Raw genomic sequence first — 16,472 nt, 5'->3', positions numbered from 1 at the left:
AATGTTCGTGTTTTAGAGCTTCCCGACTATGCGCGAAGTGACATTCTTGTAATTTACTAAAAAATAAATTTAGCACAAAATAAAGAATTTATTGAAATAAAGAATCTCCTAAAAACTTAGGAAACTCTTTCTATACTAAAAATCGGTATCTACATCTATAGGAGTATCCTCATCATCAGATGTATCATTACAGTCGATATTGATTGATAAATTAGCTGGTTTTTCAAAATCTTCCTTACTCACATTTAACGTTTCATCTGCATATACTTTTTGCATATATAATGCCCAAGAAGGTAAAGCCATTGTAGCCCCTTGTCCTTTTGCAATACCTGCAAAATGAGTTGCTCTATCTTCTCCACCAGTCCAAACACCTGTTGCTAAATTAGGTACAATCCCCATAAACCAACCATCTGATTGATTTTGAGTAGTCCCTGTTTTACCAGCAATTGGATTTTTAAATCCATAAGGATTACCTGTAATATAATCTGCTCTTTTCCAAGTCAAACGTAAACGAACACCAGAACCAGATTGGGTAACTCCCTTTAATAAATCTAACACAACGTAAGCAGATTCTTCGCTTAAAACTTCTTTCGTTTCTGGTGTAAATTCTTCTAAAACAGTTCCATTTTTATCTTCGATTCTTGTTAAAATCATTGGTGCAACTCGTAAACCTTGATTTGCAAATGTAGAATAGGCACTTACCATTTCTAATAATGATAAATCTACGGCTCCTAATGCAATAGAAGGGTTTGCAGGGATATCACTTTCTATACCAGCAGATTTTGCTAAACGCACTACATTTTCTGGACCAACCATATCTATTAATCTTGCAGACATTGTATTTACAGAACCCGCTAAACCATCTTTTAAACTTAGCATTCCACCATACTTTCTACTTGCATTTTCTGGAGTCCAAGCTTTAGGTATTCCATATTTTCCTTTTGGAATTGTATAAGGTATGTTTGGAAACTCATCGCAAGGAGATAGTTTTAATTGATTAATTGCAGCAGCATATACAAATGGCTTAAAGGTAGAACCTACTTGCCTTTTCTGTTGCGCAACAGCATCATATTTAAAATGTTTGTTATTAACACCTCCTACCCAAGCTTTAATATGACCAGATTGTGGCTCAATAGATAACAATCCAGCACGTAAAAAGTATTTATAATATCTTACAGAATCTATTGGAGACATAATAGTATCAATATCACCTTTCCAAGAAAAAACACTCATTTCTGTTTTTGTTTTGAAAACTTCATCAATATACTTATTAGATTTTCCTGCAATTTTTAATCGCTTATATCTATCTGAGTTTTTCTTAGCTCTTTCTAAAATTCTGTTAATTTCAGATTCTTTTATATCATAAAAAGGTGCTGTTTTGTTTCTTTTTTGTTCTGTAAAAAAGTAAGACTGTAAATTAGACATATGTTCTTCAATAGCTTCTTCCGCATATTTTTGCATTCTAGAATCTATAGTTACATAAATCTTTAAACCGTCTCTAAAAATATTGTATTCTTCTCCATTTGGTTTCGGATTTTCCTCTACCCATTTTCTTAAATATTTTTGTAAATACGTTCTAAAATAAGTTGCAGAACCATCACTATGTCCTTCTTTATGAATATCTAAACCTAAATCTAATGCCTGTAAAGAATCTTTTTCTTGTTCTGAAATAAATTCGCTACGGTTCATTTGTTTTAACACAACATCCCTACGATTTTTTACACGTTCAGCTCTTCTTAAAGGATTAAATAGTGATGCATTTTTTAACATCCCTACCAACATTGCAGATTCTTGCACCTCTAATTCTTTTGGTTCTTTACCAAAATAAATACGAGCTGCAGAACGAATACCAACTGCTTGGTTTATAAAATCGTACTTATTTAAGTACATTGTAAGAATTTCGTTTTTAGTATACTGTCTTTCTAATTTTGTAGCAACCACCCATTCTTTTACTTTTTGACCAACTCTTAGAAAGATATTTCTAGAAGCTCTACCAGTAAATAACATTTTTGCTAATTGCTGTGTAATTGTACTAGCACCTCCACTTCCGGGTTTTAAGATAGCTCTTGCAGTTCCTTTAAAATCGATACCAGAATGCTCAAAAAAACGTTCATCTTCCGTTGCTACTAATGCTTTTATTAAATTATCTGGTAAATCAGTAAATTTAATAGGTGTTCTATTTTCTGTAGCATATTTACCCAATGTTTTACCATCTGAAGAAATAATTTCTGTAGCTAAGTTATTTTCTGGATTCTCTAACTCTTCAAACGTTGGTAATTTTCCTAAACCACCCCAAGAAGCAATTAAAAACAATAATAATATTGATGCAAATCCACCTAGGACTAGCAACCAAAACCATTTAATATATTTTTTAAAATCTGTCGTTTTCTTCTGTGTCATTTTCTAATTTAATTTTCTATGCTAAAACCAACATCCTGAATTCCTTTTAAAAATTCAATTGGTTTTACTTCTCCATTTTTACGCATTGCATGGCGCACATTAAATGTATAATTTCCAGAAACTGGAAATGCCTTTTTTTCTTTATAAAATAATTTATTTTCTTTAATCTCTGTAAAACCAACACCTAAAAAACGTCCTGTTTTATCTGCCATTTCGTATTGTAAAGTATCTACAACCTTTGTTTCATTAGGAAAAACAAGCTCTGTAATAAGGTACAAATTACTATAGGCATACTCATTATTATTTCTAATATTGATAAATAGATTTTTTGGAGAAATAGTGTCTTTTACATCAAACTCAAAAAATATTTTCTCATTCGCTTTCCAACCATCATTATCTATTGATTTATATAGATTAAAATCTGATTTATCATCACAAGAAAACAGCAATAAAAGAGATCCTAAAACAATTAAAAAAGGATTACTTTTCAGAATTGTTGTCATTTTTAGGGTTATTATTTTTACGGTTTCTATTATTTCTTCTTGGCTTATTTACCTTTTTAACTTCACCTTCTGGCTTTTTTATATCCTTAGATTCTCCTTCAGGTTTCTTTACATCTCCTTGAGGTTTCGGTCTGGGTTTTCTTTGTGGCCTTGGTTTAGGCTGAGTGTTTGCATTAGCCTTCTGATTTGGGTTTGCATTTGCATTCGGATTCAGTTTGGCTTTAGGCTTCTGATTTGGATTTGTATTTGGTTGTTTCTTAGCCTGTGGCTTTCTTTTCTGATTTGGGTTCGGCTTTTGGTTATTGTTCGGCTTTTCGTTAGGATTTGGTTTTTGATTTGGGTTAGACCTTGTCCTTGGCTTATTGGAATTATTATTAGCAACTGCCGCCGGTTTTTTCTTATTTCTTCTCTTACGATTGCTTGTTTTAGGAGCATCAAAACGCGTTAAACTATCTTGCCCAACAGCATCTTCGAAATCTACTTTTACAGGAATTTCTACATCCGCTTCATATTCTTCTAACGAAATAGATTTTTCATTATTTTTATTAAGCGCTATGATTTCTAAAACTTGTTCTAACGTAAGTCTAAACCATTTAAAACGTTCTTCTTTGTAGGTATACCAAAGATGGTTCTTAAAAATATCCATCTTTACAAAAACAGCATCTCCTTTTTCGGTTTTTAATACCAAATCTTGTTTCGGAAATGATTTTAAAGCATCTAAATACGTGTCTAATTCAAAATTTAAACAACACTTTAGTTTACCACATTGTCCTGCTAACTTTAGCGGATTTAAAGATAATTGCTGATAACGTGCCGCAGATGTTGTTACTTTTCTAAAATCTGTTAACCAAGTAGAACAACATAATTCTCTACCACAAGAACCAACACCACCTAAACGCGCAGCTTCCTGTCTTGCACCTACTTGTTTCATTTCTACACGAATAGAAAAAGCACTTGCTAAATCTCTAATTAACTGTCTAAAATCTACTCTTGTATCTGCTGTATAATAAAATGTAGCTTTGTTTCCATCACCTTGATATTCTACATCAGACAATTTCATTTGTAAACCTAAACGACCTAGAATTTCTCTACCTTTTCTTTGCGTTTCTTCTTCTTTCCCTCTTGCCTCTTGCCAAATATCGATATCTCTCTGACTCGCTTTTCTGTAAATTTTCTTTACATCTTCATGATCTGCGGTAATTTTGCGTTTTTTCATTTGCACTTTTACCAACTCTCCTGCCAGAGAAACCGTACCAATATCATGTCCTGGAGATCCTTCTACCGCCACAATATCTCCCATAGTGATGGGTAAATTATCTGGGTTTGTATAAAAATGTTTCCTTCCGTTTTTAAAACGGACTTCAAAAATATTAAATCTTTCTTGTCCGCTTGGTAACGTCATGTTAGACAACCAATCAAAAACGGCTAGTTTATTACTACCACTTCCGCAGGTTCCTGACCCACAATTACCATTACTCTTGCAACCTTTTGGTACTCCATTTTCTGTTGTACCACAACTTCCACATGCCATGTAAGTATATATATTTTTATAGTTGATAGTCTTTAAAGTTTATTATTAGCAGCAAATCCACTAAAAACATCGCTATAAAACCTAAAAACCTCTTGGTTCATAAATTGATTATCAAGCAGATACTAACACACCGCCTCATCTTCACTAATTCGTAAATATACGCATTCTCAAAGAATGAAAAAATAGCTTTATGAAAGTTAACAAAACTAGTTTTTAATTTATTGATACTTCAAATGTAGTCTGAAAAATTGTTTACTTCTTAATCCGTTTAGTATTTGCATGGGTTTAATTAGTATTCGTGTAAAAACCTCTTTTTTTAACAAAAAAAAGCCCTCAATAGATGAGGACTTTATTTTAAAACTTATCTTATGTAATTCTTAAACTTGTTTTACTTCAATAATTTTTACAGGACATGCTTTTTTAGCTTCTAAAGAAGGATAAAAAATAGATTCGTCAAAAGATTTTATAGTGAAAAAACCTTTCTTCTCTATGGAATGTAATAACACAGATTTTCCGTCTTTTTTTGACATCTGAAACTGACTTGGAGCAACTTCTACACAATAATTACAACCAATACATTTGTTTCTTTGTAATGTAATTACTACCATTAGTTCTGTGCGAATTCTGTTTTTACAATCTTATATAACTTGTCGCTTCTTCTTATTTTGAAATCTAATTTCATGGTAACTTCGTCTCCTTTGGTTGCTTTTTCAGCCGCAACATCATTCACAAACATTTGCTTAACTTCCATTTCTTGTGCTCCTGTTGTTGGCCCGGTTATTAGAATTGTATCGCCTAAAGCAACATCATACGCATCAATTTTAAACTGACCGATTTTTGCTTTGTCAAAATAATGTTCTCCTTTCCCTAAGTAGACTTTCTTTTGCGTTGCATGAGAACCAGACTCTTTACTCCATTCTCCTAATTTCTGACCTAAATAATATCCGTTCCAAAAACCACGATTGTAAACTTTCTCTAGCTCTTGCATCCAAGAAATTACTTTTGCTTTATCGTAGGTTCCGTTTGCCAAACTATCAATAGCATCTCTGTAACATTTAATTACTTTGGCAACATATTCTGGTGCTCTTCCTCTACCTTCTATCTTTAAAACTTTTATTCCGGCATCTGCAACTTGGTCTAAAAAATCAATCGTACACAAATCTTTTGGAGACATTATGTATTCATTATCCAACTCCATTTCAAAACCAGTTTCCTGATCGATAACCGTATATTTTTTTCTGCAATTTTGTTTACAAGCACCTCTGTTTGCTGATGAATTTGAAGAATGCAAACTCATATAACATTTACCCGAAACCGCCATACACAAAGCTCCATGACCAAAAATTTCAATTTCAACCAACCTACCTGAAGGTCCTTTTATTTGATCTTTCTCAATTGCTTCTGTAATCTTTTTTACTTGTCGTAAACTCAACTCTCTACTTAAAACAATAGTATCTGCAAAAAGAGCGTAAAACTTTACAGTTTCTATGTTTGTAATATTGATTTGCGTAGAAATGTGCACTTCCATTTGTTGTTCTCTCGCCATAGAAATTACGGCTTGATCCATGGCAATTACCGCCGTAATATTTGCTTCTTTTGCGCGTTTTATCAATGTTTTTACTATTGATAGATCATGATCATAAACTATGGTATTTAATGTAAGATATGTTCTCACATTTTTTTCTGAACATCTTTTAGAAATCTCTTCTAAATCATCTAAAGTAAAATTAACAGAAGCTCTTGCACGCATATTTAGTTGCTCTACCCCAAAATAAATAGAATCGCAACCATTATCTAAAGCAGCTTGCATAGATTCAAAATTACCGGCTGGCGCCATTAATTCGATTTTTTGCATGACTTTATTTTTTAAATTTTAAAGCTTCAGAGCGACCTTTCTTAAAGATTTTGTTGCTGTTTCCTTTTCCTTTTCTTAATTCCTTTTGCTCCTCAAAAGATAATTGAATTATTTCTTGGCAATCTGCAGAACAAGTGTTTTCTGTTCTTTCTGCACATTCATCACATTGAATAAATAATAAATGACATGCTTCGTTTGCACAATTTGTATGCTCGTCACACGCTTTACCACATTGGTGACAGTTAGAAACTACATCGTCTGTAATACGTTCTGCTCTTCTATGATCAAACACAAAGTTTTTACCAATAAATTTATTTTCGATGCCTTCTTCTTTTACCTGACGTGTGTATTCTATAATTCCGCCTTCTAATTGAAAAACGTTTTTAAATCCTTTGTGTTTGTAATAGGCTGATGCTTTTTCACAACGGATTCCGCCAGTACAATACATCAACAAATTTTTGTCTTCTTTGTTATCTTTCAAATCCTCTTCTATAATATCTAAAGAATCTCTAAACGTATCTACATCTGGAGTAACAGCACCATCAAAATGACCAATTTCACTTTCGTAGTGGTTACGCATGTCTACACAAACCGTATCTGGGTTTGCTAACATTGCATTGAATTCCGCAGCATTTAAATGCACACCTTTGGCAGTAACATCAAAAGTTTCGTCATTTAAACCATCGGCAACAATTTTGTTTCTCACTTTTACTTTCAGCTTTAAAAAAGACTTATTGTCTTGCTCTACAGCAACATTTAAACGAATGTCTTTTAAGAAAGAAATACTGTCTAACTGGTCTTTTAAAGCGTAAAAGTTTTCTGATGGAACAGATAATTGAGCATTGATCCCTTCATATGAAACATAAATTCGACCTAAAACATCGAGTTCATTCCATTCTAAGAATAACTTATCTCTAAATAATTGTGGGTTTTCTATCTTAAAATATTGATAAAAAGAAATTGTTAAGCGGTCTTTGCCAGCTTCGTCTATTAATGCAGCGCGCTCTATTGCGCTTAACTTATTGTACAGTTGCATGCTATACTAATTAGGTTAACGTTTTAAACTGAACTCGTTTCAGTTTTTTTTATAAGCCGCAAAGTTACTGATTTTAGAAAGAGATTTTATGATTTATATCATGGATTTCATAGGTTTTACTTGGTAAACAGGTAAGTTTAGCTTTGATAGTGCTCGTTTGTAACGAGTACCCGAATTACTTTCAGAACCAATCTTTAACAACACCCGTTATAAACTAGCGTTAGCGGGGTTCAACGTTACGTTATCCTTGTTATGTGACTTCTCACGCTGTTCGAAGTGACAATTGTTGTGGTTTTTGTGTTTTTTTATTATTAATTACTCAGTAATAAAAATAGCCAATTATATGCGCAATATAGTTTGGATATAACAAATAATCTGCAAACAAGTTTAGCCCTGATTGAACGGTTTGTTTGAGCTCTTTTTTGTTTTTTACAAAAAAAGCGAGTAGTGAAAGCAGGAAATAGCTTCAAAAGAATAAAGAACCTATTATTTAAAAATTACCACAAACTGTTTAAATTTAAACATTAGAAAAATTTGTGATTCAATTTTAAACTTTGGTTGATTTATAAGGGATTAAGTGATTTATATAATTATAATTTTTAGGATATTTGCAACTCAATATAATATTAAATTTTTAGGCGATGAAAATAGCTGTAGTAGGTGCAACTGGAATGGTGGGCACAGTAATGTTAAAAGTTTTAGAAGAGCGTAACTTACCAATAACGGAATTAATTCCTGTAGCTTCTGCAAGATCTGCTGGAAAGAAATTATCATATAAAGGGAAAGAATATACCATAGTTACTTTAGAGGATGCTGTAAAAATGAAGCCAGATGTTGCTTTGTTTTCTGCCGGTGGAGACACTTCTGTAGAATGGGCACCTAAATTTGCTGAAGTTGGTACAACAGTTATCGACAATTCTTCTGCTTGGAGAATGGACCCAACAAAAAAATTAGTGGTTCCAGAAATTAATGGAGACGTTTTAACAAAAGACGATAAAATAATTGCAAACCCTAACTGTTCTACAATTCAGTTAGTAGCAGTTTTATCTCCGTTACATTTAAAGTATAAAATGAAACGTGTAGTTATTTCTACATATCAATCTGTTTCTGGTTCTGGCGTTAAAGCTGTGCAACAATTAGATAATGAAGAGGCTGGTATAGATGGCGAAATGGCATATCCTCATAAAATTGGTAGAAATGCAATTCCGCATTGTGATGTTTTCTTAGAAAACGGATACACCAAAGAGGAAATGAAATTAGTAAAGGAACCTAAGAAAATTTTACGTGATGATTCTTTTTCTGTTACTGCAACTGCGGTTAGAATTCCTACTGCGGGTGGACATTCTGAAGCTGTAAACGTTCAGTTTGAAAATGCCTTTGATTTAGCGGAAGTTCGTAAAATATTAAGTGAAACTCCTGGTGTAATTGTAGAGGATGATTTGGCTAACAACGTGTATCCGATGGCAATAAATGCACATGATAAGGATGAAGTTTTTGTTGGTAGAATTAGAAGGGATGAATCTCAAGAAAATACCTTAAATTTGTGGATCGTTGCAGACAACTTACGTAAAGGTGCAGCTACAAACACAATACAAATTGCCGAATATTTAATTGCAAATAATTTGGTATAAAATAAACATTTTTAATGGCAACATTTCATAAAGTAAATATACACGAAGTGATAAGAGAAACCGCATCTGCGGTTTCTCTTGTATTTAAAATACCCGGAAATTTAAAGTCTAAGTTTGCTTTTCATCCAGGGCAATACTTAACACTTAAAAAAACAATTAACGGTAAAGAAGTTAGAAGAGCTTATTCTATTTGTTCATCTCCTAGCGATTCTTATTTAAAAGTAGCAATTAAAGCAGTAGAGAATGGTACTTTTTCTACGTATGCAACTACAGAATTAAAAGAAGGAAATTTTATTGAAATTTCTGAACCTGAAGGTCTGTTTACATTAGAAACAAAACCTAATAAAAACTACATCGCTTTTGCTGCAGGATCTGGTATTACACCAATTCTATCTATGGTTAAAGATGTATTAGAAAACGAAGTTTCGTCTACTTTTACATTAATTTATGGTAACAAAACTGTTGCAGATACTATTTTTAAAGATGAATTAGATGCTTTAAAAGAAGCAAACCCAGATCGTTTTAACCTACACTACATTTGTAGTCGAGAACAGATAGAAGGTTCTTTATTTGGCAGAATAGACAAAGCACACACCAATTTCTACATTAACAATAGTTACAAATCTACTTCTTTTGATGCTGCCTTTTTATGTGGACCAGAAAGTATGATTGATGAAGTTTCTGCAACACTTACAGAACGTGGTTTTGCTAAAGGAAATATTCATTTTGAATTATTTACAACCTCTATAGACGAAGAAGCTGTAGCGGAGATAAAAGAAGGTACTACAGAAGTTATTGTAATGCTAGATGATGAAGAAACTACTTTTACTATGAACCAAACTGACGATCTTTTATCGGCCAGTTTACGTAACAATTTAGATGCTCCTTATTCTTGCCAAGGCGGAGTTTGCAGCACTTGTATGTGTAAAGTTACAGAAGGAAATGCTATTATGGTTAAGAATTCCATTTTAACAGATAGCGAAATTGAAGAAGGATTGGTTTTAGCTTGTCAAGCGTATCCTACAACTTCAAAAATCTCTATAGATTTTGATGATGTTTAAAATTATTTAGTTGTCCTGCAAGGTTTCAAAAGCCTTGTAGGTATCAACTTTTATACATAACACTATTTTTTGGGCGTTCGAGCGGGCTTTCCGCTATATCTTTTTGCTAAAAAACAAAAAGGATGTCGCTACTATCCCTAACGCGGATTCAGTTATGTGTATTACATATCGCAAGAATATCACTTCAAAGTATTAAAAAATCTATTAAAAGTAAGCACACAAAGTTTAACTACTTTATGTAATTTCTTCCAAAAGGATCGAAAAGACAAACTGTGGAATGAAAAAACCATCTGGTAAAATAAGTTTTAAACGCCCCAAAAATCACAATCGTGTAACTTGGAACCTAGAGAGAAGTCTCATAAAACTGACAACATTATTCTACTTAAACTTGCTACATTACTAAGACAATTTAAAAAACTGATAATTGGTAAATCGTAATTAAACAATTACCTTTATCCAATGGATATTTACGACTTTAAAAATGCTTTTCTAATAGGTTTTTTCATGGCTTTTATGATAGGACCTGTTTTTTTTATGCTTATTCAAACTAGTATATTAAAAGGAGCAAGAGCCGCAATTGCATTTGATCTTGGTGTACTTTTGGGTGATGTTACTTTTATATGTATGGCATATTTTGGAAGTAGATCTTTTTTAGAAAAAATTAAAGATGATCCTAGACTATTCTTTATTGGTGGTCTTGTTCTTATTGTATACGGTCTAATAACTTATTTTGACAAACAAAACAAAAAAGAGGCTTTAGCATCTGCAGAAACAATAGTCGTACCTGTTAAAAACAATTATATAAAACTGTTTTTTAAAGGTTACTTTTTAAACTTTATAAATATTGGGGTGTTAGCATTTTGGTTAGGTACCGTGTTGGTAATTGGACCTACTTTAAACATGAATTCTAACAGTATCTTTTGGTATTTTGCTACCATAATTTTAGGTTATGCAATTACAGATCTTGGAAAAATACTCTTGGCAAAACAGCTAAAAAGCAAAATGACTCCTTTAGTAATCTATCGACTAAAGAGAATTATGGGAATTATATTAATTATCTGTGGTGTATTCTTAATTCTAAAAGGGTTTATACCTAATGATAAAATAGATAATTTTATCAGTTAGAATCGTCATTTATTAAATTAAAACGATACATCAAAGCATCATACTTTACATTTATATCAATTGATATCTCTTTAGTTTTCTAATGATAACGAATACTATTTCTGTACAATAACAGCCATTGAATTGAGTACTAATGTTAAATTACATGTGTAAAAATTCTACTATTTAAGTTTTGAAAAGTTTTAAAAAAGCTCTTTTAAAGACCTATTATTCTGATCCCTAATGGAATTTATTATAAAGTAAAAACGCCGCATTAGTAAGCTATCATAAACTCTAAAACAGCTAACAATAACTTGTTCTACTTCAGTTGTTATGCTTTTCTACATATAAATACTTTATTAATTCATTAGAGACAAAATCACTCAACAACCACACTTTCTAACGAATACTATAAACACTTATAAAAACAAAAAAACCAGTGAATAAATTCACTGGTTTTATATCTTAAATATCATTTAAAACTAAATGATGTATTTTATTTTCTAAGAAGGTTCTTCACCCTCTAATAATGGCACAGTTTGTAACACAAAGTCTTCACCATGTAAATAAGCACTATCATCATCTTCTGGATCTACACGCTTACTATAATCATATGCCCATCTATGTACTTCTGGTAATTTCCCTGGCCAGTTTCCGTGTACATGATCTACAGGAGTTGTCCATTCTAAAGTAGTTGCATTCCAAGGATTCATTGTTGCTTTTTGTCCTCTATAAATAGATATAAAGAAGTTTGCAATAAAAAATATTTGAGCAAAACCACCAACTAAGGCAAACAATGTAATTACTATATTAATATCAGATAAATCATCGAACATAGGAAATGCTGTGTTAGAATAATATCTTCTTGGTAAACCAGCTAAACCTATAAAGTGCATTGGCCAGAAAACTCCGTAAGCACAAATGATGCTTAACCAGAAATGCCAATATCCTAATGTTTTATTCATCATTCTACCATACATTTTAGGAAACCAGTGATACACACCAGCAAACATTCCAAAAATAGCAGAAACCCCCATTACTAAGTGGAAATGCGCTACAACAAAGTACGTATCATGCACATTAATATCTAAAGCTGAATCTCCTAAAACAATACCTGTTAAACCTCCTGTAACGAATGTAGAAACCAATCCGATAGAGAATAACATGGCGGGGTTTAATTGAAGATTACCTTTCCACAATGTAGTTAACCAGTTAAATGATTTTACTGCAGATGGAATTGCAATTAATAACGTTGTAAATGTAAATACAGACCCTAAGAAAGGATTCATACCTGATACAAACATATGGTGTCCCCAAACAATTGTAGATAAAAATGCAATTGCTATAATAGAACCAATCATTGCACGGTAACCAAAAATAGGCTTACGTGAATTGATTGCTAAAATTTCTGATACAATACCCATGGCAGGTAAGATTACAATATATACCTCAGGGTGACCTAAGAACCAAAATAAGTGCTCGAATAATACAGGAGAACCACCTTGATAATGTAAAACTTCACCAGCAATAAAAATATCTGATAAATAGAAAGAAGTACCAAAACTTCTATCAAAAATTAATAATAAAGAAGCAGACAATAATACAGGGAAAGAAACTACACCAATAATGGCAGTTACAAAGAATGCCCAAATTGTTAAAGGCAATCTTGTCATTTTCATTCCTTTTGTTCTTAAGTTAAAAACAGTAGCTATATAGTTTAAAGATCCTATTAAAGAGGATGCAATAAAAATAGCCATAGAAACTAACCATAATGTCATACCCATTCCAGAACCTGGAATTGCTTGTGGTAAGGCACTTAATGGAGGATAGATTGTCCATCCTGCTGCTGCAGGACCAGCTTCAACAAACAAAGAGCACACCATGATGATACATGAAACAAAGAACATCCAGTATGAAACCATGTTTAAAAAACCAGAGGCCATATCTCTAGCTCCAATTTGCAATGGTATTAATAAGTTAGAAAATGTACCACTTAAACCTGCCGTTAATACAAAGAATACCATTATAGTACCATGTATTGTTACCAAAGCTAAGTACATATCTGGATTCATTACACCGTCTGTTTGGTGATCTCCTAAAAATGCTTCAATTATAGAAAATGATTTTTCTGGCCATGCAATTTGCATACGAAATAACATAGACATAAATACCCCAATAATTCCCATAAACATACCAGTTACTAAGAACTGCTTAGAAATCATTTTATGATCTTGGCTAAAAATATATTTTGTTACAAATGTCTCTTTATGATGATGTTCTGACATAATCTTATTTATTTGTAGTGTCTTTTAATTATTATTGTTTAAAACTGATGCTAATGTTGGTTGCTCTGCAATCCATTTGTCATATTCTTCTTGCTCTACAACTGTAATTTTCATTTGCATGTTATAGTGAGAAGCTCCACAAATTTTATTACATAGCAATAAATAATCAAACTCATAAGGATCTTCTCCATTAGCTTTTCTTATTTTATTGATACCTGCAGTTTTCTCTACTACCTCAGATTGTTGTCTCATCTCTGCAGTAGTATATTTTGGAGTAAAACCAAATTCAGTAACCATACCTGGTACACAATTCATTTGCGCTCTAAAGTGAGGCATATAAGCGGAGTGTAAAACGTCTTGAGAACGAAACTTGAAATGAACTTTTCTACCTTTAGGTAAATACAATTCAGTTACTTGTTTATCATCTAAAGCATTTTTATCATCCATATCAACACCAATAGTGTTCATACCTTTAATATAGTTTACGTTTCCTAAACCTAACGTATTATCTTCACCTGCATAACGAGCATCCCATCTAAATTGCTGAGCATAAACCTCTATCACTACAGGATCTTCTAAGTCAGATAAATCCATAATGTTATTCCATTGCCATAATCCATAACCAATTAAAACAACTAAAACAACAGCTGGAGTAATGGTCCAAATAGCCTCTAATTTGTGACTATCTGAATAGAATTTTGCTTTCTTTCCTTTCTCTCCTTTATACTTAAAGGTAAAATAGAAGATTAAGAATTGCATTAAAAATTGAACAATACCAATTAACCAAAATGTAATATCAAAAAGGTTATCATCATGTTCTCCTTCATAAGAAGCAGATTCTGGTAACATTACAACATTCATGAAGATTAAACAATAAATCATCATTGCATATAAAAAAACCATAAAGTAAATGGCATTTCTACCTTGGGTTGCGTTGTCTTTATCAGTAGCGATTACGCTTCTTAAGTTTAATATTCTGGTTATTTGCCAAAAACTTACACCGATTGCAACAGCTATAAAAATATAAAATAGAGCTAGCATATTTATCTCGTCTTAATTATTTTAATTCAAATTATTTATTAATGATGATCTCCTGAACCTTCTCCTCTGTGTTCAATATTATAATAGTGGTAATGTTTACTTTCTTCTATGAAAGGATTACCAGTTGGTATAGCACTTGCTTTTGCAAAAGAACTAAAAGTAGCATATATAAAGACTCCTAAGAAGAACAATATTGCTCCAATTTCAGGGATACCGAAAGACCATTGAGCTCCAACAGTACCAGGCATAACCATTACAAAAATATCTATATAATGTCCGCAAAGAATTGCAACACCTCCAATAACGATAAACCAAGGAATACTTTTAAAGTCACTGTTTAATAATAACAATACTGGAAAAGCAAAGTTCATTACTACCATTGCTAAGAAAGGAAAGTTATATTCATTAAATCTCATCGCAAAATAAGTAGTCTCCTCTGGAATATCTGCATACCAGATTAACATAAATTGAGAAAACCATAAGTACGTCCAGAATATAGAAAAACCAAACATATATTTTGCTAAATCATGAATATGACTATCGTTTACACCAGGTAAAGCTCCTTTAGAACGTAAGTATATTGTTACTAGTGCAATTACTGTTAATGCACTTACTAATAAACTAGATAAAACATACCAACCGAATAATGTAGAGAACCAGTGAGGGTCTAATCCCATAATCCAATCCCAAGACATCATTGTTTCAGTTATCATAAATACGAAGATAAAAGCAACAGACGCATTATAACTCAACTTATATGTTTTTCCACCATCATTTGCCGTATCTTCTTTAATAGAATTTCTACGGATAAACCATCTGTATGCATTCCATAAAGCTAAATATATAATACTTCTAATAGCCCAACCTGGTACGTTTATCCACCAAGATTTACCATCTACAATAGGATCATAATTAGGACTTGTAGGATCAAATACTCCTTCTGCCATCCATGGAAACATATGATTCCAATGCATTACAGCCGAAATTACTATAAGAACCATTACAATTGAAGTTGGTACTAAGTTAGCAGTAATTGCTTCCATTACCCTAAACAAAAGTATAGACCAACCCGCTTGCGCAACTCTTTGAATTGCATAAAAAGCTAATACCAATAAAGTAATTCCTAAAAAGAAAAACAATGCTACATATACTGCAGACCATGGTTTATTTTTTAACTGATGTAAAACATGTTCAGCATGTGCGTCATCATGAGATCCATCTACTGAAGCATGGCTTTCACCATGTGCTTCACTTTTATGCCCATCAGCACTAACTTCTTCATGAGAAGTAGCATGACTATCACCATGTGAAGCCTGTTGTGCAATAATTTCTTTAGCTTCTTCAACTGTTTTAGGAGCTGAATAAAAACCATAACCAATTCCCACTAAACCAATAAGTATTAGTGCTAATGAGAATGTTTTTAATTTACCTGAGAATTGATACATATCTTTTTCGTATTCTTTCTAATTGAAATTATAATTCTGAACGTAATTTTTCTACGTACTGTACTATTTGCCAACGCTCTGTATACGTTGTTTGAGATGCATGTGAACCCATTAAGTTTTTACCGTGCATAATTACATGATAAATACTCCCTGTGTTAATATCTCTATCTTTATAATTAGGGATACCAGAAAATTTATCTCTTTGAGATAAAACTCCATTACCATCTCCTGCTTTTCCATGACACGTTGCACAATAGATCTCGTACATTGCTTTTCCATTTGCTAAACTTTCTTCTGTAGTTTCTAACGGATTAGTAACCGTAAGTTTAGACAATTCATATCCTTCATTTGTATTAGGGATATCATAAGTAGCATGTCCGCCTCTTGCAATTGTCCCTGCAACAGGTTTAATGTTTACAGGTTCTCCGTTAAGACCATTGGCTCCATTTACATCATAAGGCACAGATACGTACATATCTGGCATAAATTGTAATTGCGGCTTAGTTTTATCATTACAAGAAATGATACTTGTAAGCGTAAATAAAGCGATAATTAATTTAAAATTCTTCATTTTCTATAT

General features: G+C 32.3%; 13 protein-coding genes. 3 read left to right on the top strand and 10 right to left on the bottom strand.

Going from position 1 to position 16,472, the window contains the following annotated elements:
- Nucleotides 1–135 precede the first annotated feature (135 nt).
- The 6 genes from WHD08_RS12980 to WHD08_RS12955 all read right to left on the bottom strand — a co-directional run bounded on the left by WHD08_RS12980 (nucleotide 136) and on the right by WHD08_RS12955 (nucleotide 7,325).
- Nucleotides 136–2,400, bottom strand: a complete 2,265-nt coding sequence (locus WHD08_RS12980) for a penicillin-binding protein 1A (RefSeq protein ID WP_165731675.1) — start codon at nucleotides 2,398–2,400, stop codon at nucleotides 136–138.
- Between the two features lie 8 nt (nucleotides 2,401–2,408).
- The gene (locus WHD08_RS12975; protein ID WP_165731674.1) at nucleotides 2,409–2,903 is read right to left on the bottom strand and encodes a gliding motility lipoprotein GldH; all 495 of its coding nucleotides are present in this window, start codon (nucleotides 2,901–2,903) and stop codon (nucleotides 2,409–2,411) included.
- On the bottom strand, nucleotides 2,881–4,434 hold the full coding sequence (ricT, locus tag WHD08_RS12970) for a regulatory iron-sulfur-containing complex subunit RicT (protein WP_208890536.1): 1,554 nt from the start codon (nucleotides 4,432–4,434) through the stop codon (nucleotides 2,881–2,883). Before ricT ends, WHD08_RS12975 begins: the two co-directional genes overlap by 23 nt.
- 377 nt (nucleotides 4,435–4,811) lie before the next feature.
- Nucleotides 4,812–5,042: a ferredoxin gene (locus tag WHD08_RS12965; RefSeq protein ID WP_165731672.1), complete on the bottom strand. Its 231-nt coding sequence runs from the start codon at nucleotides 5,040–5,042 to the stop codon at nucleotides 4,812–4,814.
- A complete protein-coding gene (locus WHD08_RS12960; RefSeq protein ID WP_208890537.1) occupies nucleotides 5,042–6,289 on the bottom strand; it encodes a peptidase U32 family protein in 1,248 nt (415 codons plus the stop codon). The genes WHD08_RS12965 and WHD08_RS12960 overlap by 1 nt, the downstream gene beginning before the upstream one ends.
- Nucleotides 6,290–6,293: 4 nt before the next feature.
- Nucleotides 6,294–7,325 (bottom strand): rhodanese-related sulfurtransferase, encoded by a 1,032-nt coding sequence (locus tag WHD08_RS12955; protein WP_208890538.1) that lies wholly within the window; start codon nucleotides 7,323–7,325, stop codon nucleotides 6,294–6,296.
- Nucleotides 7,326–7,966: 641 nt separating this feature from the next.
- Here WHD08_RS12955 and WHD08_RS12950 point away from each other — a divergent pair.
- From WHD08_RS12950 to WHD08_RS12940, 3 genes are all read left to right on the top strand, one after another.
- Entirely contained in the window at nucleotides 7,967–8,956 is a 990-nt protein-coding gene (locus tag WHD08_RS12950) for an aspartate-semialdehyde dehydrogenase (RefSeq protein ID WP_208890539.1), read from the top strand.
- 14 nt (nucleotides 8,957–8,970) lie between these two features.
- On the top strand, nucleotides 8,971–10,017 hold the full coding sequence (locus tag WHD08_RS12945) for a ferredoxin--NADP reductase (RefSeq protein ID WP_208890540.1): 1,047 nt from the start codon (nucleotides 8,971–8,973) through the stop codon (nucleotides 10,015–10,017).
- Between the two features lie 459 nt (nucleotides 10,018–10,476).
- Nucleotides 10,477–11,142: a LysE family translocator gene (locus WHD08_RS12940; RefSeq protein ID WP_208890541.1), complete on the top strand. Its 666-nt coding sequence runs from the start codon at nucleotides 10,477–10,479 to the stop codon at nucleotides 11,140–11,142.
- A 482-nt stretch (nucleotides 11,143–11,624) separates the two neighbouring features.
- Here WHD08_RS12940 and WHD08_RS12935 read toward each other — a convergent pair whose 3' ends face one another.
- The 4 genes from WHD08_RS12935 to WHD08_RS12920 are packed head-to-tail and all read right to left on the bottom strand — an operon-like array spanning nucleotide 11,625 to nucleotide 16,463.
- Nucleotides 11,625–13,406: a cytochrome c oxidase subunit I gene (locus WHD08_RS12935; RefSeq protein ID WP_208890542.1), complete on the bottom strand. Its 1,782-nt coding sequence runs from the start codon at nucleotides 13,404–13,406 to the stop codon at nucleotides 11,625–11,627.
- Nucleotides 13,407–13,430: 24 nt separating this feature from the next.
- Nucleotides 13,431–14,447: a cytochrome c oxidase subunit II gene (locus WHD08_RS12930; RefSeq protein ID WP_208890543.1), complete on the bottom strand. Its 1,017-nt coding sequence runs from the start codon at nucleotides 14,445–14,447 to the stop codon at nucleotides 13,431–13,433.
- A 38-nt stretch (nucleotides 14,448–14,485) separates the two neighbouring features.
- Nucleotides 14,486–15,892, bottom strand: coding sequence for a quinol:cytochrome C oxidoreductase (locus WHD08_RS12925; RefSeq protein ID WP_208890544.1), 1,407 nt, complete (start codon nucleotides 15,890–15,892; stop codon nucleotides 14,486–14,488).
- Nucleotides 15,893–15,920: 28 nt separating this feature from the next.
- Entirely contained in the window at nucleotides 15,921–16,463 is a 543-nt protein-coding gene (locus WHD08_RS12920; RefSeq protein ID WP_205860218.1) for a c-type cytochrome, read from the bottom strand.
- Nucleotides 16,464–16,472: the final 9 nt, after the last annotated feature.

Origin of the sequence: Polaribacter sejongensis (assembly GCF_038024065.1) — a bacterium.
GTDB lineage: Bacteria > Bacteroidota > Bacteroidia > Flavobacteriales > Flavobacteriaceae > Polaribacter > Polaribacter sejongensis.
This window is presented reverse-complemented; position numbering and strand designations above follow the sequence as displayed.